At 67.6% G+C, this 24,547-nt stretch carries 16 protein-coding genes; 7 read left to right on the top strand and 9 right to left on the bottom strand.

Annotated elements, in window-relative coordinates:
- The first annotated feature begins 36 nt into the window (after nucleotides 1-36).
- Together GWK18_RS06615 and GWK18_RS06610 are read left to right on the top strand one after the other, a co-directional pair.
- On the top strand, nucleotides 37-1,224 hold the full coding sequence (locus GWK18_RS06615; protein WP_166834035.1) for a glycosyltransferase family 1 protein: 1,188 nt from the start codon (nucleotides 37-39) through the stop codon (nucleotides 1,222-1,224).
- Between the two features lie 40 nt (nucleotides 1,225-1,264).
- Nucleotides 1,265-1,957, top strand: coding sequence for an NAD(P)H-binding protein (locus tag GWK18_RS06610; RefSeq protein WP_166834033.1), 693 nt, complete (start codon nucleotides 1,265-1,267; stop codon nucleotides 1,955-1,957).
- Between the two features lie 120 nt (nucleotides 1,958-2,077).
- On the opposite strand, the gene GWK18_RS06605 is transcribed toward GWK18_RS06610, so the two are convergent.
- Nucleotides 2,078-5,212, bottom strand: a complete 3,135-nt coding sequence (locus GWK18_RS06605) for a hypothetical protein (protein ID WP_166834031.1) — start codon at nucleotides 5,210-5,212, stop codon at nucleotides 2,078-2,080.
- Between the two features lie 179 nt (nucleotides 5,213-5,391).
- Here GWK18_RS06605 and GWK18_RS06600 point away from each other — a divergent pair, with 179 nt between their 5' ends.
- From GWK18_RS06600 to GWK18_RS06590, 3 genes are all read left to right on the top strand, one after another.
- The gene (locus GWK18_RS06600) at nucleotides 5,392-8,400 is read left to right on the top strand and encodes a DEAD/DEAH box helicase (RefSeq protein WP_166834029.1); all 3,009 of its coding nucleotides are present in this window, start codon (nucleotides 5,392-5,394) and stop codon (nucleotides 8,398-8,400) included.
- A 169-nt stretch (nucleotides 8,401-8,569) separates the two neighbouring features.
- Nucleotides 8,570-9,760 (top strand): hypothetical protein, encoded by a 1,191-nt coding sequence (locus tag GWK18_RS06595; RefSeq protein WP_166834027.1) that lies wholly within the window; start codon nucleotides 8,570-8,572, stop codon nucleotides 9,758-9,760.
- Nucleotides 9,761-10,035: 275 nt separating this feature from the next.
- Nucleotides 10,036-11,163, top strand: coding sequence for a VIT1/CCC1 transporter family protein (locus GWK18_RS06590; RefSeq protein ID WP_166834025.1), 1,128 nt, complete (start codon nucleotides 10,036-10,038; stop codon nucleotides 11,161-11,163).
- Between the two features lie 479 nt (nucleotides 11,164-11,642).
- On the opposite strand, the gene sucD is transcribed toward GWK18_RS06590, so the two are convergent.
- Together sucD and sucC are read right to left on the bottom strand one after the other, a co-directional pair.
- Nucleotides 11,643-12,560: a succinate--CoA ligase subunit alpha gene (sucD, locus tag GWK18_RS06585; RefSeq protein ID WP_123826579.1), complete on the bottom strand. Its 918-nt coding sequence runs from the start codon at nucleotides 12,558-12,560 to the stop codon at nucleotides 11,643-11,645.
- A 38-nt stretch (nucleotides 12,561-12,598) separates the two neighbouring features.
- Complete coding sequence (gene sucC, locus GWK18_RS06580; protein ID WP_123826580.1) at nucleotides 12,599-13,768, bottom strand: ADP-forming succinate--CoA ligase subunit beta; 1,170 nt, start codon at nucleotides 13,766-13,768, stop codon at nucleotides 12,599-12,601.
- Between the two features lie 379 nt (nucleotides 13,769-14,147).
- On the opposite strand from sucC, the gene GWK18_RS06575 reads away from it, so the two are divergent.
- The gene (locus GWK18_RS06575) at nucleotides 14,148-14,963 is read left to right on the top strand and encodes a hypothetical protein (RefSeq protein WP_166834023.1); all 816 of its coding nucleotides are present in this window, start codon (nucleotides 14,148-14,150) and stop codon (nucleotides 14,961-14,963) included.
- Nucleotides 14,964-15,040: 77 nt separating this feature from the next.
- Here the strand turns inward: GWK18_RS06575 and pcrA are convergent, their stop codons facing one another.
- Complete coding sequence (gene pcrA, locus GWK18_RS06570) at nucleotides 15,041-17,473, bottom strand: DNA helicase PcrA (protein WP_166834020.1); 2,433 nt, start codon at nucleotides 17,471-17,473, stop codon at nucleotides 15,041-15,043.
- A 78-nt stretch (nucleotides 17,474-17,551) separates the two neighbouring features.
- Nucleotides 17,552-18,283: an integrase gene (locus GWK18_RS06565; RefSeq protein ID WP_123826583.1), complete on the bottom strand. Its 732-nt coding sequence runs from the start codon at nucleotides 18,281-18,283 to the stop codon at nucleotides 17,552-17,554.
- A gap of 166 nt (nucleotides 18,284-18,449) precedes the next feature.
- On the opposite strand from GWK18_RS06565, the gene GWK18_RS06560 reads away from it, so the two are divergent.
- Nucleotides 18,450-19,157 (top strand): hypothetical protein, encoded by a 708-nt coding sequence (locus GWK18_RS06560; protein WP_123826584.1) that lies wholly within the window; start codon nucleotides 18,450-18,452, stop codon nucleotides 19,155-19,157.
- A gap of 55 nt (nucleotides 19,158-19,212) precedes the next feature.
- On the opposite strand, the gene GWK18_RS06555 is transcribed toward GWK18_RS06560, so the two are convergent.
- Genes GWK18_RS06555 through GWK18_RS06540 form a run of 4 tightly spaced genes read right to left on the bottom strand, consistent with a single transcriptional unit; the run spans nucleotide 19,213 to nucleotide 24,381 of the window.
- A complete protein-coding gene (locus tag GWK18_RS06555; RefSeq protein WP_348535864.1) occupies nucleotides 19,213-20,958 on the bottom strand; it encodes an ABC transporter ATP-binding protein in 1,746 nt (581 codons plus the stop codon).
- A complete protein-coding gene (locus GWK18_RS06550; RefSeq protein WP_166834018.1) occupies nucleotides 20,955-21,878 on the bottom strand; it encodes an ABC transporter permease in 924 nt (307 codons plus the stop codon). Before GWK18_RS06550 ends, GWK18_RS06555 begins: the two co-directional genes overlap by 4 nt.
- The gene (locus GWK18_RS06545) at nucleotides 21,875-22,825 is read right to left on the bottom strand and encodes an ABC transporter permease (RefSeq protein ID WP_166834016.1); all 951 of its coding nucleotides are present in this window, start codon (nucleotides 22,823-22,825) and stop codon (nucleotides 21,875-21,877) included. Before GWK18_RS06545 ends, GWK18_RS06550 begins: the two co-directional genes overlap by 4 nt.
- Entirely contained in the window at nucleotides 22,825-24,381 is a 1,557-nt protein-coding gene (locus tag GWK18_RS06540; protein ID WP_348535863.1) for an ABC transporter substrate-binding protein, read from the bottom strand. Before GWK18_RS06540 ends, GWK18_RS06545 begins: the two co-directional genes overlap by 1 nt.
- Nucleotides 24,382-24,547 lie beyond the last annotated feature (166 nt).

Genomic DNA, 24,547 nt, shown 5'->3' with positions numbered 1-24,547 from the left:
GGTAGGGCGTGAGGTGCAGCGGCGACAGTTGCACTTGTGAGAGTTGCCGTGATCGCCGAACAGTTCCTCCCCCACATGAACGGCGTGACCCATTCGGTCATCCGCGTTCTCGAACATCTCCGGAACCGAGGACATGAGGTGATGGTCGTCGCTCCCGCGGCCGACCCACTTCAGCTCATCCCCACCGTCGAACACATGGACGGGCCGGCGGCAGGCGCCCCGAACCTCACAGGCGTCCCCGTGCATCGCCTTCCGGCCTTCCCGCTGGCCCGCTACCCGGAGGTCCGCGTCGCCGGGGGCAGCGTGCAGCGGCTGCGCAAGATCCTCACACGCTTCGGGCCCGACGTCGTTCACGTCGCCTCGCCGTTCGTGCTGGGGTGGCGGGCGATCCAGGCCGCCCATCAGATGTCGCTGCCTTCCGTGGCCGTCTACCAGACGGAGGTGCCGGGTTACGCCGCTCGCTACGGGGCCCCGTTCCTGGAAGACGTCCTGTGGCAGCACGTGAGCACCATGCACAACCTGGCCACCCTCACCCTCGCTCCGTCCACCGTGGCCATCGACCAGCTGAGCCGCCACGGCGTCGAGCGCATCCACATGTGGCGCCGCGGCGTCGATGCCGCACGGTTCGACCCCGCCAAGCGCGACGAACACTGGCGACGACGAGCGGCGGGTGACGATCTGCTCATCGGTTACGTCGGTCGGCTGGCTCCCGAGAAACAGGTCGAGGACCTGCGGGTCCTGGACTCCATTCCGGGCGCCCGGCTGGTGGTCGTGGGGTCCGGGCCTGACCGCGAAGCACTCGAGAAACACCTGCCCAACGCGTATTTCGCGGGTTTTCAAACCGGTGAGGAACTGGCCAGGTCCATGGCCTCCTTCGATGTCTTCGTGCACCCAGGGGAATTCGAGACCTTCGGCCAAACCATCCAGGAGGCCATGGCCTCCGGCGTTCCGGTGGTTGCCACGGGTCGAGGCGGTCCCGTGGACCTGGTCGATCAATCCCGTAATGGTTGGCTGTACGAGCCGGGCAATCTCGGTCAGCTGCGGGCGAATGTCGAAGACTTGTTGGGTGACACCACGAAGCGAACGGCCTTCGCCACGGCCGCCCGCGCCACCGTGGAGAATCGCACCTGGTCAGCCATAGGAGATCAGCTGATTGCCCACTACGAGAAGGTCTGGATCCTCACCGGTCGCGGCGACAGAATGCGGTCCAAGACGGCGTTCTGAGATCTGGCACCCATGAGGGAATCCTGACTACCTTTGACCCGTGGGTGCACCTCTGAAGAGTCCTCAGACCGTCACCGTATTCGGCGCGGCGGGACCGACCGGATTGCTGGTTTGCCTCACGGCCCTGGCCGCTGGGCACCGCGTCCGGGCCGTGTCGCGGCGTGACGATCCCTTACCACTGCCCGGAAGCGACCGCCTTGTCCAGGTGCGAGCTGACGCTGTCACCGGCACCGGCGTCGAAAACGCCGTCACCGGTGCGGACGCCGTGCTCTCCACCCTGGGTTGCGCCTACCAACGGTCGGCGGTGACCGTGTATTCATCCGGCACGCAGCACATCGTGGAGGCGATGCGCCGGGCGGGTACGGGTCGCCGCTTGGTCGTGGTCAGTTCGGGCTTGACCTACGAACCCCCGAAAATGAACTGGTTTGCCAACACCGCGCTGTTCCCCCTGCTGCGCAACGTCGTGGGCCGGACGTTGTACGCGGACATGCGCCGCATGGAGGAAGCCCTTCGGGACGAACCGGACATCGAGTGGACGGTGATGCGCCCCGGCCGACTCTTCAACGCGCCCGCACCATCTGCCTACCGACTGGACGCCGAAGCCCCAAGCCAGGGATGGACGGCGCGGGCCGACCTCGCGGCAGCCATGGTGGCGGAGTTGCAACCCGGGACAGCCCACCCGCATCAGGCCGTGGCCCCGACGACGACGCGGCGCGGGGCTTCATCGGCATGATCTGCTGGTCGCACGACCGGCCGCCTTGCCCACTGACAGACCTGGATTGGGAAGGGGCCGTTCTGACCTGGTCAGAACGGCCCCTTCCCCGGCCATCCGCGGGGTGAAGGCGGTATTGCCTCACCCCATGAGCTTGGCCACCAGGACGCGGGCGAATTCCTCGGACACGTCGCCGTAGTTCAGGGAGAAGTCCTCGTCCACGCGAGTCGGCAGGACACCTGAACACAGCACGGTCGCCCGGGCGTACAGTCCGGGGAGCTCGGCACCGATCGGCACCGACAGCAACTGCAGGTCCTCGTCCCAGGACACCAGCGGGTTGCCGGCCTGGCGGGCGGCCAGGTGCTTGCCCAGGCCGGAGCTCACGCGCCGACCGTGGCCGGAAGCGACGTCTTCGACGGTTCGGAACACGTATCGGGTCCGGTGGTGGTGATTGATGCGGTACAGGCCCGGCTGCTCACGGTCCGTGGTCGATTGCCAGGTGGCATCGGCCGGGGCGAACAGCTCCGCCACGCCGTTGTACTGCATCTCCGTCCGGGCCAGCCCCGCTTCCACGGTGGACAGCGGCGCCAGGGTGTCCAGCATGACCGGACCCGCCTCGTACACCACGTCGCACAGCCCCTCCGGGAGCGCCTCCTGCAGTTCTTCCAGGTCCACGTCCTGGACCAACGACGACGAATGGTCCTCGGGCGAGAGCGTCACCAACGCGCCCCCCAGGGAGTCGGCAGCACGCCCGACCAACTCTTCCTTGTCCGGCGTCCACCCACCCGTCAACAGGATGGAACCGTCCACGAGCTGCGTGAGCGCCGGGGAGCACACCTGCCAGCGGCGCACCACCCAGTTCTCGTCGCGGATGACCTCCAGGAACCCCAGGGCCTGGAGGTGCCCCACGAACCATTCCTCGAACCGTTCGGTGTCCACGAGCTGGCGAGCGACGATCGACAGCGTGGAGCGTTTGCCACCGCCCAGGAACGTCAGGGCGTCCTTGAACGGGCCCCAGGACGTCGGGTGTTCCCCCTCGTCGGGGCCGATGAACTGGAGCGATTCCACGGAGCCCACCTCGGACACCGCGGAGAGCTTGGTCAGCCGCCCCGGATACCGCTTCTCGAGCCCGCAGTCCCGGCACCGACCGAAGACCCAAGGAGCCTTCGCCTTGGGATCCATGGGCGGGAGGATGATCCGGTGCTTGCCGGAAGCCAGGCAGGACGCGCCTTCATGGGCGGGAAGGACGTTTTCGCGGGCCACCAACAGTTGACCTTCGGCGGAATGCCACCCGGGGAGCGTGGGCAGCTCAACGGCAGCCACGTCGTCCTCGGGCAACTGCACAGGATCCAGGTTGTTGAAGGCGCCCTGGACGTATTCGTCGGGCAGCTCAGTCACGGTGGAGGCGGTGACGGGCCACAGAGCGTCGTCGTCCGTGTGCACCATCTCGCCCTCGTATCCCAGGGAGCGCTGGGTCATGTAGAACGACGTGTCCCGCACGGAGTACGGCATGCGTTGCTTGACCGTGCGTCCGGCCTTGAGCACCAGGACGTAGTCGTTGGGCTTGAGCCCGCCCGTGGCGCTGGCCATGGGGGTCCCGTCCGTGGAGATCTGGAACGGCGGCACCAGCCCCTCGGCCAGTTTGTGGCGCTGCAGGCGGAAGGTCTCCGGGTGCCGCCACTCGACGTCCAGGGTCAGGGGCTCGTCGGTGTCCGAGACCACGGTGATCTGCGGCGGGCGCTGGGCCGACCAGCGGACCACGTCACCGGGGATACGCAGACCACCCGACAGTCGAACCGTGGGCACCAGACGCGGGACCAGACCGGAGAAGTTGTCGTTGACGGTCAATTCGGGATTGCCCGCCCGCAGGACCTGGACGTCGTCGAACATCGCCCAGCCCTCCGGCAGACCGGAGGTCCCGGCGGGGACGAAGGCGTAGTCCGGGGAGGCCGAGTCGTCCAGGATCGAACGCATCTGGGCCAGCATGGCCTCGTCGTCGCGGACCAGGACCCGGCACGGCCAGGCCGCGGGGATGTGGTCCACGGAGATGAACGTGTCGGAGAACGCGTCCTTGGCGAAGACGACGACGGGCCGCGCCGTCCGGTCGAACCGGTGCGCCCCGGCGGAGAGCCGCAGTTCGCCCTCCAACAGGGAGGCCGGTTCGATGCGCGCCGTCAGGGCGGAGATTCCCAGGTACGCGTCGCCGATGTAGGAGAGGAACAGGGTGCGGGGCCCGGCCGTCGTCTCCAGCTCGACCTCGCGCTCGGTCATGAAGCGCTTGGGTACCACCAGTCCGAACTCAAAGACCTTGTTGCCGATGTAGTCCTGCGAGTCCACCAGTGCCAAGGAGGCCGAGTGCTGTCCGGGCTTGCTGGAGACGGAGCGGGTCACGGGGCTGGGGCCGCCGGCCTCCGCGCGGGACTTCTCCCACCGCGCGAGTTCGGCGCGGGCGACCTCCAGGCCCGGGTAGCGGGTCACGGACGTGGACCAGATCTGGCGCATCGACTTGGACACGTCGGTGTCGGCCACGTCCAGCCAGAAATCGACGTACACGCCCAGTTCCTCGGGCGAGAGCCCCTGGGCCGTGGTGAGCTGCATGTCGGAGAACATCTGGTGCAACTGCCGACGTTCGGAATCCCCCAGCAGTGTCTGGGACAGGGCCAGTCCCACGGGGCGCTGGTTGAGGGCGTCCCCGACCGGCAGCCCGACCTCGCCGTCACGCAGTTCGAGCCAGTACCGCAGGGCGTCCCAGTACGCCTCGGTGTCCTTCTTGAAAGAGGCTTCCAGGGCCTTGGTGTCCTGCCCCGCCTGCAGCAGGACCGCCAGCGGCAGGTAGAACGCGGAGGCGGACTTGTTGCCGGTCTGGGAGGCCAGCCGGGACGTGTGGCGTCCGGCGAGCGCGAACAGCGCCAGGAGGGCGACGACGGGCGGCGGGGCCAGTTCGGACAGGGTGTCCAGCTGGCGGCGGGAGTCCCGGTACCAGAGGGTGGTCAGGCGCGTGAAGGCCTCGAAAACGGGCGTCCGGGACCCGTCGAGAACCAGCAGGGGCGTGACGGAATCGGCGATGGCCCGCAGAGTGGCCGGGCCGTCGAGCCCGTGATCCTGCCCGATCTGCGCCAGAGTCTTCTCGTCCAGGTCCAGGAAGACCAGTTCCCCTGCCTTGTGCTCCCCGAAGAAGGCCGCGCACACCGCGTCATTCCACTTGAGGTACTCGGCCTCGGCATCGTTGCGCGCGATGCGGTGTTGGCCGAGAGCAAGCGAATTGGTCTCTGTCACTGCGCCCTCCGTCTGCGGCGATCACGCCGCTGTCATGCTCTTCACGTCGTCGTCCCGAGCGCACGGCGGCCGCGGGTCGCGGGCGCTGAGATCGGTGGGGACGGGTCATGAGTATATGTGTGAGCGGCCGGGCCCGCGCCGGTCTCCGCCGTGGATTGCCGCGACCTAGAATGACCAGAATGACCACTTCTGCCGCCGAACACCCCGCGGGTCGCCGTACGTCGTCATGGCAACGCGCGCTGGCCTCCGTGTTCGACGACGACGCCCTGGCCCAGGAGGTCGAGGACCTCGAGTACGAAGGGCCCGCGATCGGGCTCGAGTTCGACCTGCAGCTGCCCACGCTGCGGCGCGTGCGCCGTGAAACCGCCGGTGCCCCGTATTCGTTGGGGATGCGCCCGGTGCGGCGGGGACGCCGCGGCACCTGGATCCGGAGCGGCCTGGACTGGGACAAGGTGGTGGAAGCGGGCGTCTCCGGGCTGCTCACGCCTGAACAGGCGGACTGGTTCGACGAGATCCGGGCATTGGCAACGGTCCGTTCCCGCCAGGTGGTCCACGACCGGCACTGGATCTACCTGGAGCACTACGAGTCCCCGGTTCTGTGGTCCTTGCTGGGCCGGGCACCGGAGCTGGAGATCGAGTTCGTCAGCAAGGACCACGAACGGCCCGTGACCGTGGCGGGCCCGGGACGGTTCCAGATCGACCTGGTCCACGACGACCAGGAGAACCTGGTGCTGCGCCCTGAGGTGGTCCTGGGCAACGGTGACGACCGCCGGCACCTTCCCCTGGACGCAGCCGGGATCGTGGGGGCACCCGGCCACGGACTGTTCTTCCCGGACGCCGATCCGGAGGACGTGAGGCGGGCCGAGGACCTCAGTGCCTTCCCGCTGACGCTGGTGCCGTTGGGCACACGACTGACGCGCGAACAGCGCCAGTTCCTGGAATCGGCCCGGGAAGTCACCGTGCCGCGCGATGAGATCCAGGAGTTCCTGGACCGGTGGTTCCCGCGCCTTCATCAGCGCATCGGTCTGACGAACGACGACGGGTCGATCGAGCTCCCGGAAGTGGCCTCCCCCGAGATGGTCCTGACCGTGACCCACGACGACCTCACGGTCCGGTTGGAGTGGGAATGGGAGTACAGCCAGGGCGGCCAGCGTGTCCGTCTCCCCTTCCGCCCCGCCGATCCCTTGGGCACAGAGCCCGTCAAACGCGAGTCCACCTGGGAGACGGCCATGACCAAGGCCGTCACCCGCCGGATCCCCGACCTCGAATTCCGCCGCTCCGCCTATGTGGGTTACGACGCCGTGGTCCTCATCCGGGACTGGCTTCCTGAACTGGAGAAGGTCCACGACCTTCGCATCGAGACCCGGGGAACGGCCCCGGCCTACAAGCCGTCCCAGGAACCACCGGAGATCACGGTCTCCACGCTGCCCAGTGACCACCGCGACTGGTTCGACCTTGGAGTCACCGTGCGCGTGGGCGAGTTCTACGTGCCGTTCGCCGACGTCTTCAAAGCACTGGCCCAGGGGCAGGACGTCATGATGCTGCCCGACGGCACATGGTTCGCCCTGGACGCCCCGCGCTTCGAACACCTCCGTGAGCTGCTGCGTGAGGCCCGTTCCCTCCAGGACGCCCCGAACGACCAGCTGCGGATCTCCAAGCACCAGCTCGGCCTGTGGCAGGACCTGGAGGAACTCTCCGACCACAGTGAGGCCGTGAGCTCGTGGACGGAGGCCGTGACCCGGCTGGCCGAACGGGAACCCACGGACCCCGTTGCGCTGCCGACGGGGCTGCAAGCCCAGATGCGGCCCTACCAGGTCGACGGTTATCGCTGGCTGTGCGCACTCCACGAACTCGGACTCGGCGGCATCCTGGCCGATGACATGGGCCTGGGCAAGACCTTGCAGGTCATCGCCATGTTCCTGCGGACCCTTGAGGACCACGCCGACACCCCCAAACCGTTCCTGGTGGTCGCCCCCACCTCCGTGGTCCCCAACTGGGTCAGCGAGATCCAGAAGTTCGCCCCGGGTCTGCGCGTTGCGGCCGCCACAGGCACCGCGAAGGGATCGGGTGAGCAGCCCCGCACACTGGCGGCGGACAACGACGTCGTCGTCACCTCCTATGCGCTACTGCGTCTGGACGAGGCGCTGTGGCGGGACATCGAATGGGAGGCCGTGGTCCTGGACGAGGCGCAGTTCCTGAAGAACCCGCGCACCCAGGCCCACCGCGTGGCGCGGGAACTGCGCGCCGGCAGCACGATCGCCGTGACCGGTACACCGTTGGAGAACGGGTTGACGGATCTGTGGGCGCTGCTGGGTCTCAGTGCGCCGGGGCTCTTCCCGTCACGCAGGAAGTTCGTGGAGGACTACCAACGTCCGATCGAGGTGTCGGGCGACCGCAACGCCCTGGCACGTCTCCGCCGTCGTGTCGCGCCCTTCATGTTGCGCCGGACCAAGGACGCCGTGGATCTGCAGCTGCCGCCCAAGCTGGAGCAGACGTTGCGCGTCCAGCTCACGGAGGAGCACCGGAAGCTCTACGACCTCCACCTGCAGAGGGAACGTTCCAAGGTCCTCAAGCTGCTGCCCGAGCTCAACCGCAACCGGTTCACCGTCTTCAGTTCCCTGACCAAGCTGCGACTCATGGCGCTGGACCCGTCACTGGTCGATCCTGAGTTGGAGACCAACTCGTCCAAGCTGGAGGCCTTGTTCGAACACCTCCCCGAAATCGTCGCGGAGGGCCACCGACCGCTGGTGTTCTCCCAGTTCACCGGCTTCCTGAAACTCGCCGCGGCGCGGTTGGACCGGCTGGGCATCACCTATTCGTACCTGGACGGGGCCACCCGTGACCGGGCCGGGGCCATCGAACGGTTCCGCGACGGGCGGACCAAGATCTTCCTGATCTCCCTCAAGGCCGGCGGGACCGGCCTGAACCTCACCGAGGCCGACTACTGCTTCCTCCTGGACCCGTGGTGGAACCCGATGGCCGAGAACCAGGCCGTGGACCGCGCCCACCGCATCGGCCAGGAGCGGAAAGTGATGGTCTACCGCATGGTGGCTGCGGGGACCATCGAGGAAAAGGTCATGGAGCTCAAGGAGCGCAAGGCACAGTTGTTCGACCAGGTCATGGACGACGACGGCACGTTCTCCTCGGCCCTCACCGAGCAGGACGTACTGGCCCTTTTCGAGCGCTGAAACATCTTGACGAACCGGTAACTTCGGGCGCATGATGACACGTCAACTTTTTGGCGTCGTCACATTGGCGCCGTTTCCCCCCGGTTTCAGCCGCTGTTGCTCTGGCACGTGAATTCCGCCCCGCGGTGCAATAGCGTGAAGTCTCGATCCCCCAGGAGGTGTCCCGGACGTGTACACGGTACCCACCGGCCTCCCGCGCTTCGAAGATCGGCACGGCGCACTGGTTGCCGACATGCTCGATCGCGGGCTGCGGCCCGATCAGATTCGACGCCGCTTCCTGTTGCTGCACCCCCACGAGTCCTCGGCACTGCTCGATCAGCTTCTGGTGCAGCTCTCCCCCAAGTACACGGCGGACGAGGCCGCGGCCATGACCGCGTTCTACACCGAGACGCAGATCCGGGTGGGCGTGGAACTGACGGTGGCGCGCATCGCGGGTTTGGAACCGGATGCCGAAGCAGCCTGCACCCTGGACGAAACCACGTTCGCTGCCGTCGAGCAGTTGTTCTCGGCTTTCGACCCCTCCGGGGACACCACCCGCCGCATCCTCGGTCGTGTGGCGGCTCTGCGCCGCTCGCAGGCCGACGGGTGCAAGTACGCCCTGGCCCCGAACGACTACGAGCGCATGCGCACCGAACTCGGCCGACAGGTAGGGCTGGAAGAGGCCCCCGCCTGGCCCGCGCCCTGGCCGGAAGTCGCCTACCGCCTGGGGAACGGCCTGTGGAACAGCGCTCTCACCTCCCTGGGACTGGAAGTGCCCTCGCGCCACGGAACGGAGGTGGACGCGACCGGACGCAACGCGGCACCGGATGCGGCTCAGGAGATCCAGCGGCTGGATGACCCCGGCATCGGACTGATCACCCCGTACGTACCCACCGAGCAGATCCCGGAGTCCGTCTGGGACGAACTGCGCGACCTGATCGCCCAGGACCTCGCGGAACTGCCGTGGAAGAGCCAGCTCGTGCTCAAGTACGACCGACCCATACGCGGCAATTCACCTTCGGCCTGGGCCGGCAGCGGCCCTGAAGGCCTGACCTGTGCGCTGTCGACCACTGTCACCGTCCCGGCCACGTCCTGGCCCCTTGACGAGGCCTATTTCGACGAAGGCGACTGGGAGGAACCCGCGAGCTGGGACCGCCCCTGGACCGCCGGCCCGTTGGACCCCGTGACCGCCGCCGAGCGCATGATCGACGGTCTGCGATTCGGCCGACTGTGCGAGGACCCCTACCGGTTCCGGTGGGGTACGTCGCCGGACGGACTGGGCGGCTTCGACCCGGTGTCTGCCACGAACGTCGGTCAGGAATCGTTGAGCGTTACAGATCGCCCCACGCGCGGCGAGGTCATTCCTCTGCACGGGCGGTGAACCCGGCGGCATCCCACTGCGGATGCGGCACGTAACCAAGGCCACGATGCGTGTGGTGGGCACTTGCCGTAAACTTTCGGGCTCGAAGGGGAGTAGTTCCACGCAGCCGCCGGGTAACCGGTGTGGCGCAGCGGCCAGTCGACACACCGGATCTCTTGGAGGAGTCCCGGCTGGTCACCCGGAGACGGGCGAGCGAGACCTTCGAATCGGCAGCGCGTGCCGCATCCCATCGATGATCACGGGACCTGACCTCCCGCGAAGACAAGGACTCCTCCATGGCTCAACAACCCATCGCGCCCGCCCACGGCTCCGTCGAGCCCACTCCCGCCCAGATCCGCCGGTGGCGCAAGTACCTCGCCGACGAACGCGCCGAGGCCGAGATCTACCGCCGCCTGGGTGAATCCAGCACCGGTCGGCAGCAGGAGATCCTCCTCCAGGTCGCTGCCGCCGAAGGGCGCCATTCCCAGCACTGGGAGACCAAACTCGGCCCGCACGCCGAGCGCACCGTCGGCCCGTCGCTCAGTTCGCGGGTCCTCATGTTCCTCGCCGAGCACTTCGGGTCCGTCTTCGTCCTGGCGCTGCTGCAGCGCGCCGAATCCCGCTCCCCCTACGACGGCGACGCCGACGCACCTCCCGCCATGGCCGCGGACGAGGCCGTTCACGAAGAGATCGTTCGCGCCCTGGCCAACGACGGCCGGCAGCGGCTCTCGGGTAACTTCCGAGCCGCCGTCTTCGGCGCCAACGACGGCCTGGTCTCCAACCTCGCTCTGGTCATGGGCGCGGGGGCCACGGGGATGGCCCCGACCATGGTCTTGTTCACGGGCATTGCCGGTCTCCTGGCCGGTGCGCTGTCGATGGGTGCCGGCGAGTTCGTCTCGGTGCGCTCCCAGCGTGAACTGCTCGAGGCCTCCTCGCCCACGCAAGTGACCCTGGCCGTCGCGCCGGATCTCGATCTGGATGCCAATGAGCTCGAGTTGATCTACAAGGCCCGCGGGATGTCGCCGGAGGCCGCCGCCCACCGGGCGCAGGAACGGCTGGGCCACCTGGACTGTGACTGCGACCCGTCATTGTCCTTCAAGGATCCGGCACCCGAGGACGAAGAAGGCCCGGGCGAGCACGTGGCCCTGGGTACCGACCTGGGAGCCGCGGCTTCGAGCTTCTGCTTCTTCGCCTCGGGTGCCGTCATCCCGATCCTTCCGTACCTCATCGGCATGAGCGGTATCTGGGCCATGGTCGTGGCCATGGCCCTGGTCGGGGTTGCCCTGCTGATCACTGGCGGGCTGGTCGGGCTGCTCTCCGGGGCCTCTCCGCTGGCTCGCGGCCTCCGCCAGCTGGCCATCGGCTACGGCGCGGCGATCGCGACGTACGGATTGGGCCTGATCTTCAACACCTCGGTGGCCTAGAATCACGTGTTGTTGAAGTGACATCAAACACACCGTGCGTAACAGCAGGTCACCCGTGAATTCCTGAGGGCTGTCGTTCACCCGGCCGCCAAAGAGTCGATACCATGGGCCCTGTGGCTCACGAGTCACACGGCAGCAGGGGACGCCACGGATCACGCCGTTTCGCGAGCACTGGGGGGTGCTGCGTTTCGAGCCCCGTGACGTACCCAACCGGACAGCCCACGGTTGCCCTTGCTGAGACGCACAGCGTCTGTTGACGGTCGCGGGATCTCTTCCAATTCTGGAGGCGCATCTCTCCCCGCGCTGGGTGCATCTTGAGCATCCGTTCCCGCGACCGTCAGCCCTCCCCTTCACTTCACTCTGGTCAAGCCGACAACCCCGCTCAAACCATGAACGACGACGGCCCGCGCACCCCATCGAGGGATGCACGGGCCGTCGTCGTCGGTAGCGCGCCGAGCGACACCCGAGTGGGCTGAAGATCAGCGCTGTGCCATGAGCTCTCGCATGAGGTCAGCGGTTTCGGTGGGGGTCTTGCCGACCTTCACACCGGCGGCCTCGAGGGCCTCCTTCTTGGCCTGGGCGGTTCCGGAGGAGCCGGAGACGATGGCGCCGGCGTGGCCCATGGTCTTGCCCTCCGGGGCGGTAAAGCCGGCCACGTAGCCGACGACCGGCTTGGTCACGTTGGCCTTGATGTAGTCAGCGGCCCGCTCCTCGGCGTCGCCACCGATCTCGCCGATCATGACGATGCCCTCGGTCTCGGGGTCCGCCTCGAAGGCCTCCAGGGCGTCGATGTGGGTGGTGCCGATGACCGGGTCACCGCCGATGCCGATGGCCGTGGTGAAGCCCAGATCACGCAGCTCGAACATCATCTGGTAGGTCAGGGTACCGGACTTGGACACCAGGCCCAGCTTGCCCTTGCCCGTGATGTTGGCGGGGGTGATGCCCAGCAGGGACTCCTCCGGGGAGATGATGCCGGGGCAGTTCGGGCCGATGATGCGGGTCTTGGGCTTGCCGTCCGCACCGGTCTTGGACTTGGAGTAGGCCCAGAACTCGGCGGAGTCCTGCACCGGGATGCCCTCGGTGATCACGACGACCAGCGGGACCTCTGCATCGATGGCCTCGATCACCGCGTCCTTGCAGAACTTCGGCGGAACGAACACGATCGACGCGTTGGCGCCGGTCTGCTGAACGGCCTCGGAGACCGAACCGAACACGGGCAGTTCGACGTCGTTGCCGTCCTTGTCCTTGTGCGCCACGGTGGTGCCAGCCTTGCGGGCGTTGACGCCGCCGAGCACCTGGGTACCTGCTGCGAGCATCCGGGCGGTGTGCTTGGTTCCCTCGCCGCCGGTGATGCCCTGAACGATGACCTTGGAGTCCTTGTTCAAGAAAATGGACATGAGTGTTTCCTCTGCTTCGTCTCTAAGCTGCGGCGGGATCAGTTGGCTGCTGCGGCCAGTTCGGCGGCCTTGTCCGCGCCACCGTCCATGGTGTCCACGGAGGTGACCAGCGGGTGGTTGGCTTCTGCCAGGATGCGTCGGCCTTCCTCCACGTTGTTGCCGTCCAGGCGCACGACCAGCGGCTTGGTGGCGGAGTCACCCAGGATCTCCAGGGCCTTCACGATGCCGTTGGCCACGGCGTCACATGCGGTGATGCCACCGAACACGTTGACGAACACGGACTTGACGTCCTCGTCCCCCAGGATGACGTCCAGGCCGTCGGCCATGACCTCGGCGGAGGCGCCGCCCCCGATGTCCAGGAAGTTCGCGGGCTTCACGCCGCCGTGCGCCTCACCGGCGTAGGCGACGACGTCCAGGGTGGACATGACCAGACCGGCACCGTTGCCGATGATGCCCACCTGGCCGTCGAGCTTGACGTAGTTGAGGTCCTTCTCCTTGGCCTTGGCCTCGAGCGGGTTCTCCGCGGCCTTGTCGACCAGGTCGGCGTGCTCGGGCTGACGGAAGTCGGCGTTCTCGTCCAGGGAGACCTTGCCGTCCAGGGCCAGGATCTGGCCGTCGCCGGTCTTGACCAGCGGGTTGACCTCCACCAGGGTGGCGTCTTCCTTGTCGTAGACCTCGCCGAGCTTGACCAGCACGGGGACGACCTTCTCGCCCGTTTCGGCGTCGAAGTTGGCCTGGGCGACGATCTCGCGCGCCTTCTCCTCGGTGATCCCGGCGATGGGATCGACCTCCACGCGGGCCAGCGCCTCGGGGCGCTCGACGGCCAGCTGCTCGATCTCCATGCCGCCTTCGACCGAGCACATGGCCAGGTAGGAGCGGTTGGCGCGGTCCAGGAGCACGGAGAAGTAGTACTCCTCGGCGATGTCAGCGCCCTGGGCGATCATCACGCGGTGGACCGTGTGGCCCTTGATGTCCATGCCCAAGATCTGCTGGGCGTACTCGTAGGCCTCGTCAGCGGTCTTGGCGACCTTCACGCCGCCGGCCTTACCGCGGCCGCCCACCTTCACCTGTGCCTTGACGACGGTGACCCCGCCGATCTTCTCTGCGGCTGCCTTTGCTTCTTCTGCAGTGGTGGCCACGTAACCCTGGAGCACGGGGACGCCGTGCTTCTCAAAGAGGTCGCGTGCCTGGTATTCGAACAGGTCCACGGGTGAGAGTCCTTCTTCGTCGAAGTGTCGTTGGCCGCCGTGTGTGAACGTCGACGACCGCGTTCCGGAAGAGCCGACCGCGGGGCGGTCACCCGCACCGCGGTACGCCGTCGTACTCGTTGGGCACGGCGGACGCACTCCTCTCGGATGCAAGGTTAACGGACTGGGCGCGCCGACGTGACACTGGACTCAATGTCTCGACTTCCCGGACGCAGAGAAGACGCTCGCGGGGATGCGGTCCTCCCCCGTCCCACCGCGACCTGCCGCGGTGTGCGCCTGACCCGCTGCGGGGAGACAGAGCGTCGTCGTCGCCCCACCGGGAGCGCTGTGAGCAGCTCGCTGATCACCACGAGCCTCGGAAACTTGATTGACTGACCCCATGGCAGGTTTCAGCGATCGCAACCATCCCGGCCCGGGTCACGGGCCCCGGGGTGCGTCCGGGACTCCCTCCGGGGAGCGGGACGGTGCGTTCGCGGAGCACCGTCCCGGGCCCTCTCGGTCCTCGCTGCTCGCGGCCCTCGCTGTGTGCGCCGTCCTGGCCGCCCTTCAGCTGGCGCTGGCCGGAATCCCGGATCTGGTGCGCCCACCGGGGCGGTTGATGACGCTGTGGCCACAGACCCTCGCGTGGCTCGGAATGGGGGCCCTCTGGATCATCGGGTCACGCAGGATCTTCCTGTTCCTGCGGCGTAGCAGCACCTCCCGCGGCGTCTTCCAGGACACGGAGTCTCTGCCCTCCCTGGACGAGGACCACCGGCACCTGACCGCAGCCCTGTGGTTCGGGGTGTCAGCGGTCCTGTGTGCCGTGATCCTGCCCCCGATGTTGATCGGGCAGTGGACCCTGCAGCCCGTGCAGCTGTGGCAGGGGCTGTACTCGACCTACGGGATGGCCGGAGTCATGGCCGCCGCCGGTTGGCTGGCCTACCACTGTGGCTTTTCGATTCTGGCGGCGCTGACTCTGGCCACCGTCCAGGCGCTGACCGAGTCGGTTGTGTCCTCGCGCTGGGCCTCCGTCGTGCCGGTGGGTGGGATCGTCGTCGGGCTCATGGGTGGTTTGCTGCAGGCGCTCACGGGCGGACCTGCAGCATTCGTGACCACGTTGATCTCGTGCACCCTGCTGGGAGCGGTTCATCTGTTGACGGGCCGTCGACTGCGCTGGACCGCGCCGGCCACCGCCCTTGTGCTGATCTTCCTGTGAGTCTTGCGGCGGATCGCTGATGGCGCCCGGTTCAGTCCGCGCGAGGTCCGCCGGAATGCGCGCGGTCTACGGGCGGCTCATTCCTTGACCTTGGACAGCGGGGCCGAACGGACCAGCAGCCGCTTCTCCTCGGCGCCGAAGCGGACCTTGGCGATCGCCTTGTCGCCCGAGCCCTCGAGCTGAACGACCGTTCCCCGGCCGAAGCTCTTGTGGTCCACTTGCTCGCCCACGGTGAGCGAGAGGACCTCCTTCTGCTGGTCCACCCGCCCGGCACGAGCGGGCTGGCCCGCCCCCATGCGTCGGAAACCGCCCGAGGACCCGGCTCCTGCACCCCACCACGAACCGGCGTCGCCGCCACGGCGCGCCCCACCGCCGTACACGCCGGAGCCGCCGTAGGCACCGGCTCCGTAGGTGGCCGACCCCCAGCCCGACGGCGCAGCGGAACCTTCTCGTTCCCACGTGATGAGTCCCGCGGGGATCTCCTCGAGGAACGGGCTCGGCGGGTTGTACTGGGACTGCCCCCACTGCTGCCGGTTCTCCGCGCGGGTCAGGTAGAGCCGCTCGCGGGCGCGGGTGATGCCCACGTAGGCCAGACGGCGTTCCTCCTGCATCTCCTTCTCGTCCGTCATCGACCGCTGGTGCGGGAAGATCCCGTACTCCATCCCGGTCAGGAAGACCACCGGGAACTCCAGGCCCTTGGCCGTGTGCAGGGTCATGAGCGTGACCATGCCGACGTTCTCCGGGTCCTCGCTGCGATCGGGAATCTGGTCCGCATCGGCCACCAGGGCCACGTGTTCCAGGAACTCGGGCAGCCCGGCGTCGGGGTTCTCCCGCTCGTACTCCCGCACGACGGCGACCAGTTCCGCCAGGTTCTCCACCCGGGATTCGTCCTGGGGGTCCTCGGAGGTGCGCAGGGCTTCCAGGTACCCGGACTGTTCCAGGACCGCTTCCAGGACGGCGGCGGGCCCGTTGCCCTCCGCGACGGTCGCCAGGTCGTCGATCAACTGGACGAAAGCCTTGACGGCGTTCACGGAGCGGGTGGCCATTCCGGGGGCCTCCTCGGCCCTGCGCAGCGCAGCCATGAAACTCAAGGCGTCACGCTCGGCCAGGGCGCTGACGGCACCTTGCGCGCGGTCGCCGATCCCCCTCTTGGGTTCGTTGATGATCCGGCGCACCGTGACTTCGTCGTCCGGGTTGATCAGGGTGCGCAGGTACGCCAACGCGTCCTTGATCTCCTTGCGTTCGTAGAACCGGGTTCCCCCGACCACGCGGTACGGGAGCCCCACCCGCATCAGGATTTCCTCGAGCGAACGGGACTGCGCGTTGGTTCGGTAGAAGACCGCGACGTCCCCGGGCCGGACCCCGTGTTCGTCCTGCAACCGGTCGATCTCTTCGACGATCCAGCGGGCTTCCTCGTGCGCGGACTCGGCGGCGTAGCCCACGATGTTCGCGCCGTCGCCCGTGGAGGTCCACAGCCGCTTGGGCTGCCGCCCGGTGTTCTTGGCGATCACGGCGTTGGCCGCCGAGAGGATGGTCTGGGTCGAACGGTAGTTCTGTTCAAGCAGCACGGTCCTGGCGTTCGGGTAGTCCTGCTCGAAGTCCACGATGTTGCGGATGTCCGCACCACGGAACGCGTAGATGGACTGGTCCGAGTCCCCCACCACGGTGAGTTCGCCCCGTGGGACCGACGCGTCCTGGCCGTCACCGACGATTTCGCGTACCAGGGCGTACTGGGCGTGGTTGGTGTCCTGGTACTCGTCGATCAAGACGTGGCGGTAGCGGCGTCGGTAAAACTCGGCGATCGCGGGGAAGGCCCGCAGCATGTGCACCGTCTGGGCGATGAGGTCATCGAAGTCCAGGGCGTTGGCGGCACGCAGGCGCTGCGTGTACCCGCGGTACACCTGGGCCACGGCCTGCTCCCAGGGGTCGTTGGCGGAGGCCCGGGACAGGTAGGTCTCGTCGTCGACCAATTCGTTCTTGAGCCCTGAGATGGCGTGCTGAATCGCCTTGGGGGCAAAGCGCTTGGGGTCGAGTTCGTTCTGCTTGGCCACGGCCGTGATGACGCGCAAGGAGTCGGCGGAGTCGTAGATCGAGAACGTGGATTTCAGTCCGACGGACGTGGCCTCCCTGCGCAAAACCCGGACGCAGAAGGAGTGGAACGTGGAGATCGTCATGGCGCGGGCGGTTGTACCCACCAGTTCGACCACGCGTTCCCGCATCTCGGCCGCAGCCTTGTTGGTGAAGGTGATCGCCAGGATCTCCCCGGGCCGTGCCCGGCCCGTGGCCAGCAGGTGGGCGATGCGGTGAGTGAGCACCCGGGTCTTGCCTGAACCGGCCCCCGCGACGATGAGCAGCGGGGAACCCGCGTGTTCAACCGCCCGCCGCTGGGGCGCGTTCAACCCTTCGAGCAGAGCGGCCGGATCAGCGGATGCGATTTCGCGCGCCGATTCCCCCGTCCGTGGGGTTGCTGCGGCCGCGGAGAGCAGGGGGTTGTCCGAGAGGAAATCCATGATCCGCCCAGTTTAGGTGGGCCCGCAGACACGCTGCGCCCGGCACGACCGGGCCGCACGGGACGCCCTCCGGACGCGTCAGACGGAGACGACCTCGACATGGTGACGCCCGTTGTCGTCCGTGACCCACAGTTCGCCGTCGGCCACCTCGACAAGGTACGGACGATTTAGCACGATGTCCTCCGTGAAGTCGGTGTCCTCCTGCGTCAACTCCGGGCCACCCAACACCGTCCGCAGCTCCTGGGTTTCCAGGTCGAGCACGCGAACCGCGTTGTTGCCGGTGTCCGCGACCACGACGGACCCGTCGTAGAGGATGTGAACGGATTCGGGGGCGGAGAGCTTTGCCTGCCCGGCCTCCCCGTCGACGTAACCGGCACCCTGCCGTCCGATGACCGTGACCACGTGGGGGTCGGCGTCGCCCTTGTCCAGGTCGAACTCCAGGTAGCGCAGGGACGAGGAATCACGGTCCACCAGCCAGATCCGGCCCTCGGAGTCCTCGATGGTTCCGCACGTGGCCGCGAATTTCGCGTGCGCCACGCGTCCGTCCCGTCGCCCGGGCTCACCCGTGCCCGCGAACTCGACCAGGGCATTGGTGTAGGCGTCCCACCGGAACAGTTGATGGCGATCGGGCACCGCGACGACGGCGGCCCACAGCTTGTGCGACCACGTGATGTCCGCGATGGGTGCACCCTCCAGGATGGAGAGGTCGATCTGACGGCGCACCGTGGTCCAGTCCTTCTCGAAGAGGGTGAGTTCCCCGCCGGACAGCTTGAGCAGCAGACCTTCCGGGAGGCCGATCGACAACTCCACAGTGCACCTCCATCGCTCTGACCACGGACCCCGTTGCCCGCGTCGTCCCGCCGGAGTGATCCCCACCGGGACGTGATCCAGCTTACTCGGTGCCCCCGTGCGACAACGCTCGGCGCACGGGGCTGTGGACGGATGGGTGGCGGCCGCCGTGGCCGATAATGGGCCCATGGGTTTGACGCGCGCGCAGAAGATCAAACGGTACGGGGAGAAAGCAGGTGGCGGCTCCGCGCAAGGGGAGCAGTCGGCCCCCAACGCCCGGCCGTCTGCGCGGCGGAACACGGAACTTCCCATGCCGGAACCCACGGAGGCAAAGCGCCGCCCGGGCATCCTGATCGCCGTGGTGATGATCATCGGCGTGCTGTTGTTGTTCTACGTCAACGTGTTGATCCTCCCCGAGTTCGCGGCGGTGGCCGCCCAGGGCCACGGGCTCCCCGAATGGCAGTTCACGGGATACGACGCCGAGTGGTTCGCGGGATTCACGCAGGCCCTCGGTCAGGACGGACCTGGGCTGTACGCCTCCGTGCACTGGAGCACGGGTTTGCTCGCGCCGCTGGTCACGGCCGCCGGGTGGGCGCTGTTCTTCGTGGTGTACGCCCGACGCGGGTACGAACGGATCAGTGCCCTGACCGTCACGGCCCTGTTCCTGATCGTCTACCTCTTGGGCAACGTGGCAGTGGACGCGGCGGTTGCCGGCCCTGAGTGGACGGGCTGGGTCGCGGCGTCGTCCGTTCTCATGAGTACCCGCTGGGTGCTGCTGGTCGTGCTGATCTTCGTGACCGCGTCCGTGCTGTTGCGCAAGGTGCGTGAACAGCTCCAGGACTTCGACCCCGTGGCCGCCAACGACGAACGCCGCCGCACCTTCCGCCGCCGCTGACCCCTCCCTTTCTCTCTCCGCCGAACTCGGCGGAGAGAGAAAGGGAGGGTGTGAGTCAGAGGGTGGGGACGTTGCTCAGCAGCTCGCGGGTGTAGTCGTGGGTGGGGTTCTCCAGGACATCGTCGACGGGCCCGGAGTCCACGATCACTCCCTGGTTGAGCACCACGATGCGGTCTGCGACGTGCCGGGCCAGCGTGATGTTGTGAGTCACGAACAGCAGCGCCAGCCCGCGTTCCGAGCGCAGCCGGTTCAAAAGGTCGATGATCGACGCCTGAACGGACACGTCCAACGCGGAGGTGATCTCGTCACAGATCAGCACGCTCGGTGCATTGACCAGTGCCCGCGCGATCGCGGCGCGCTGGCGTTCGCCGCCCGAGAGGTCTCCGGGACGGCGATCGTGGAAGCTGCGGCCCAGGCGCACGGAGTCCAGAGCGTCCTCGACCACCCCGCGACGCTCGCGGGCGGGGAGTTTTCCGCTCATCTCCAGTGGTACGGACAGGGACTGACCGATCGAGCGTCGTGGATTCAGCGAGGAGAACGGCGACTGGAAGATGTACTGGATCTCCTGCCGTTCGTCGTTGCTGCGCTTGCGGGTGGAGGCAGCGAGCTCCTTGCCGTTCAGGGCGATGCTGCCTTCGTAGTCCTCGATCAGCCCGGCCACGCAGCGTGACAGCGTGGTCTTCCCGGAGCCCGATTCGCCCAGGACCATGGTCGACTCACCGGTCCGCAGGGAGAACCCGACGTCTTGCAACACCGGCGTACGCCCGTAGGACTTCCGCAGGTGCTTGACCTCCAACAGCGGGGCCTCGCGTCCGGGTTCGGGTTCTCGAGGTCCGGTTTCCGACGACGCCGTCGCGCCCCCCGTGGCTTTACCGCCGTCAGCATCCGAGCCGGACGGCCGGGCGGCCGGCAGCTGACCCGTGGCGGTCAGCACCTTCCGGCCCGCCAGATCCGGAACGGCATCGAGCAATCTCCGCGTGTAGGGATGCTCGGGTGCCTGCAGCACCTGCTGCACCGTGCCTTCCTCGACCAGCTCGCCCCGCAGCATCACGGCGATCCGGTCGGCCAGTTCCGCCACCACGGCCAGGTCGTGAGTGATGTACAGGCTCGCCACGTCGTGCTGGCGGGTCATGGACCGAATCGTGTCCAGGACGTGGGACTGGGTCGACACGTCCAACCCGGTGGTGGGTTCGTCCAGGATCAGAACGTCCGGGAACATCGCGAACGCCATGGCGATCCCGATGCGCTGCTGCTGTCCCCCGGAGAGTTGGTGGGGCCACTTCCGGCGGTATTCGGCTGTGGAGGGCAGCCCGACGTCGGCGAGCACCTCCTCAACCCGCGCGTCACGGTCGCCGGTCGATTCCCCGTACCCGTGGGTGTCGAGCACCTCGCGGATCTGCTCGCCGACCCGCAACACGGGGTTGAGGCTCAACGCGGGATCCTGCGGGATGTAGGCGACACGGCTGCCCCGTAACCTCCGGAGACGGTCGGTCGGCAGCCCCATCAGTTCCAGGCCCTCCCCGCCGTCGTCCGCTTCCGACGACGCAGGGCGGGGTTCCAGACGCACACTGCCCGCCGTGTGTGCCAGCCCGGAACGGAAGTGTCCCAAGCAGGCCAGCCCCGCCGTCGTCTTGCCGGACCCCGACTCCCCCACCAGTCCCAGGATCTCGCCGCGGGTCAGCGTGAGGTCCACGCCATGGAGGATCTCGGCTCCACCGCGTGCCGCGACTCGCAAGCCGCGCATGCTCAACGCCGCGTCCCGCTGAGGACGCCACCCCCGTTCCGCAGTCACGCCACTCACGAGGCCTCCACCGTGGTCGACGCCGTGGCCCGGGCGACGGCGTCGGCCAGCAGGTTGGTACCGATCGTCAGGACGGCGATGGCCAGGACCGGGAGGATCACACCCCACGGTTGGACGCTCAGGGCAATCCGGTTCTCGTTGATCATCAGGCCCCAGTCCGCAGCCGGTGGTTGCATCCCGAGCCCCAGGAAGGACAGGGACGCGATGGCACCGATCGAGTAGGTCAACCGCAGCCCCGCTTCGACGCTGAGCGGACCCGTGATGTTCGGCAGCACCTCCCGCGCCAGGATCCGGGTGCGCGGGACCGCGTACATTTCCGCCGCCCGGATGTAGTCCTCGCTCACCACCCCGAGGGTGGCGGCCCGTGCGACCCGGGCGATGCGCGGTGCGTGGGTGAGGCCGATGACGGTGACCAGGACCCACCCGTGGGGACCCAGAACCACGATGGCCAACAACGCCAGCACCAGTTGCGGGAAGGCGAGAACGATGTCGTTGAGGCGCATGATCACGGAGTCGGTCCGGCCTCCCGCATAACCGCCGATCATCCCGATCGTGCAGCCAACGACGAGTCCGAGGGTCGTGGCCAGCACGGAGTAGGCCAGCAACAGGAGTCCACCGGCCAGGAAACGGGCGCCCACGGAGCGGCCCAGGTTGTCCGTGCCGAAGACACCGGTGGACTGGAAGGGCCGATCGGCGAACTCCGTGGGTGAGTACCCGGTGAGCCAGGGCGCCAGCAGCGGTCCCGCGAGCGCCACCAGCACGACGGCGGCGGTCAGGACAACGCCCACCTTGCCCTGGGTCTGCGCCCAGACCCTGGCGGGCAGCGGGCGGGAACGAGTGGCGGATTCCTTGGGCGGTGTCTCGGCGGCGCCGGGTTCCGGCGTCGCGACGACTTCGGGGTCCAGATCGGGCGTGCTCATGAGGCGCTCCGAAGTTTGGGGTTGGCCAGGATGCCGACCACGTCGGCCACCAGGTTCACCAGGACGTACACGGCCGCGATGATGATCGACACAGCCTGGACCACCTGGACGTCACGGAAGGCCACGGCGTCGATCAAGGCCTGTCCCAGGCCGGGATAACGGAACAGGTACTCGACCACGACCACCCCGCCGGCCAGCCAGGCGAGCTGGATGGCGATGACCTGGGCCACCGGGCCGATCGCGTGCGGGAGGGCGTGCCGCAGGATGACCTGACGTTCGGGTACGCCCTTGAGGCGCGCCATTTCCACGAAGCCCGAGTCCATGACCTCGGCCATCGTGGCGCGCATCATGCGGATGATGTACGGGATCACGACCAGGGCCAACGTCAGGGTCGGAAGAATGAGCTGGCTGGGGATCTCCCACACCTGCTGGCCGGGTGGGCTCATGGTGACTGCCGGGAGCACCCGGAACACGGAGGTGGCAAAGAGCGTGACCAGAACGATGCCGATCACGAATTCCGGCAGGGCCGCCAGGGTGAGTGTGCTCCAGGTGACGGCTTGGTCCCGGCGCGTGCCCCGGTGCAGGGCCGAGTAGATGCCGATGGCCACACCCACCGGCACCGCGATGGCCGCCGCGCACAGCATCAGGATGAGCGAGGCTCCGATGCGCTCGGACAGCAGGTCCGCCACGGGTCCGCCGGTCGTCGTCGACGTCCCGAAATTGCCGACGAACAAGCCGCCCAGCCACAGGAGATACCGCTCCACGGGGGAACGGTCCAGGTGCATCTCGGTACGCAGCGCGGCCAGGCGTTCCTCCGTGGCCTGCTGCCCCAGGATCGCGCGGGCGGGATCCCCGGGGAGCAGCAGGGTCGCGGCAAAGACGACGACGGAGACTGCCAGCAGGATGAACACGCTGACCAGCAGGCGCTTCAGGATGAGTTTGACCATCAGGACACCTCCCCCAACCAGACTCGGCGGAACGTGTACCCGGACAACGGCAGCCCCGTGGAGTTCTCCCGGAGGCCCAGCACGTAGCGCTGGTAGGCGTCCACCTGGTTGGCGAAGCCCCAGATGATGTACCCGCCGTCGTCGTAGAGGCGTTGCTGTGCCTTTCGGATCAGGTCGTTGCGGCGGGTTTCGTCCAGTTCGGCCTGGGCGGTGTCCAGCAGGTCCGTGAACTCCTGGTCCGTCCAGGCGGTCTCGTTGAACGGGGCCTCGGCGGTGGCGCAGTTGCGGGCCTGGGGCAGGAAGTTGCGCGTGTACCAGAAGCTCTGCGCGAAGTCCCACTGCAGGTACTGGTCCCCGAAGAACGTGGTGGTGTCCACGCGTCGGATCTCCACGGTGATGCCCACGTCCTTGGCCTGTTGGGCGAAGACCTGGGCGGCCTCAACCACGCCCGACTGGATGGGTGCGGTGACCAGCTCCACGGTCAGCCCGTCCGGGTAACCAGCCTCGGAGAGCAGGCGTTTGGCCTCGGCCACGTCCTGGTCGCGCTGCGGGAAGTCACGCGGGTAGGAGGGGTCGTAGGGCGAGAACATGTCGTTGCCGGGGCGACCGTGGCCGGAGAGCACCTGGTCGATCATCTGTTCGCGGTCCACGGCCAACCGGAACGCCCTCCGCACCCGGACGTCGTCGAACGGCTTGACGTCCACGCGCATGGTGAACGGCAGCCACATGCCGGTCGCCGAGTTCAGGACCGCCATGCGTTCGTCGGATTCGAGCACTTCCACCAGGGCCACGGGGATCTGTCCCACGCAGTCCACCTGGCTGGAGAGCAACGCGTTGATCAGGGCGTCGGTGTCGTTGAAGTTCAGCAGCTCGACCTGGTCCAAGTGGGGTGCGGTGTCCCAGTAGTGCGGATTGCGCTCCAGCACGGTCGAGACCCCCGCGGTGAACGACTTGAGCTTGAACGGCCCCGCCCCCACGGGGTTCTCGGGGTCGTAATCGCGCGGGACGACGCCCATGGAGTACTGGGCCAGAGCATCGTCCAGCACCGCGTTGGGTGAGGTGAGATGAACCTCCACCGTCCGGTCGTCCACCGCGACGGCGCGGTCGAACGTGGCCAGGTTGGAGGCGTTGGTCTTGGGATCCTCGGGGTCCGTGACGCGTTCGAACGTGAAGACGACGTCGTCCGCCGTGAGATCGCTGCCGTCGGAGAACTTGAGGTTTTCCCGCAGGTAGAGGGTCCAGACCGATCCGTCGTCGTTGGGCTCCATGCTCTCGGCCAGCCGGTAGGCGATCTTGTACTCGTCGTCGCGCTCCACCAGGGGTTCGTAGAGGTTAATGGCGCGCGCCGAATCCCCTGAATTCACGGTGATGTGGGCGTCGATCGAGTCCGCGCTGGAGCCACCCGAGAGCCCGACGCGCAGCGTTCCGCCCTGTACCGGCGGGGCGTCGGCGTCCACCTCGAACGCGGTGGGAGCCGAGCAGGCCGAGAGCACACCCAGTGACCCCAGGGCGAGAGAACCGCCCAACAACCGGCGTCGGCTCAACTCGACAGCCACGGGCAGACCGTGTTCACGCCGAACGGCCCGATCGGAACCGATCGGGCCCGTGCGTGAACTCGCAGGGTCTCCCATGTGTTGCATCTAACAATTGCTTGCACCCCATGGCAAGCGAAGCGGCCCCGTCGCCGTCATAATCAACGGCTGAGGCAGATCCGGTGTATGG

Origin of the sequence: Kocuria sp. JC486 (assembly GCF_011602805.1) — a bacterium.
In the GTDB taxonomy this organism is placed as follows: domain Bacteria; phylum Actinomycetota; class Actinomycetes; order Actinomycetales; family Micrococcaceae; genus Kocuria; species Kocuria soli.
The sequence above is the reverse complement of the archived record's forward strand: the minus strand, read 5'-3'. Positions and strand labels throughout refer to the sequence as shown.

Bases quoted from the DNA above. Each gene is read 5' to 3' on its own strand.
- GWK18_RS06600 (WP_166834029.1), top strand. From the start codon at position 5,392: ATGACCACTTCTGCCGCCGAACACCCCGCGGGTCGCCGTACGTCGTCA.
- GWK18_RS06590 (WP_166834025.1), top strand. From the start codon at position 10,036: ATGGCTCAACAACCCATCGCGCCCGCCCACGGCTCCGTCGAGCCCACT.
- sucD (WP_123826579.1), bottom strand. From the start codon at position 12,560: ATGTCCATTTTCTTGAACAAGGACTCCAAGGTCATCGTTCAGGGCATC.
- GWK18_RS06575 (WP_166834023.1), top strand. From the start codon at position 14,148: ATGGCAGGTTTCAGCGATCGCAACCATCCCGGCCCGGGTCACGGGCCC.
- pcrA (WP_166834020.1), bottom strand. From the start codon at position 17,473: ATGGATTTCCTCTCGGACAACCCCCTGCTCTCCGCGGCCGCAGCAACC.
- GWK18_RS06560 (WP_123826584.1), top strand. From the start codon at position 18,450: ATGGGTTTGACGCGCGCGCAGAAGATCAAACGGTACGGGGAGAAAGCA.
- GWK18_RS06550 (WP_166834018.1), bottom strand. From the start codon at position 21,878: ATGAGCACGCCCGATCTGGACCCCGAAGTCGTCGCGACGCCGGAACCC.
- GWK18_RS06545 (WP_166834016.1), bottom strand. From the start codon at position 22,825: ATGGTCAAACTCATCCTGAAGCGCCTGCTGGTCAGCGTGTTCATCCTG.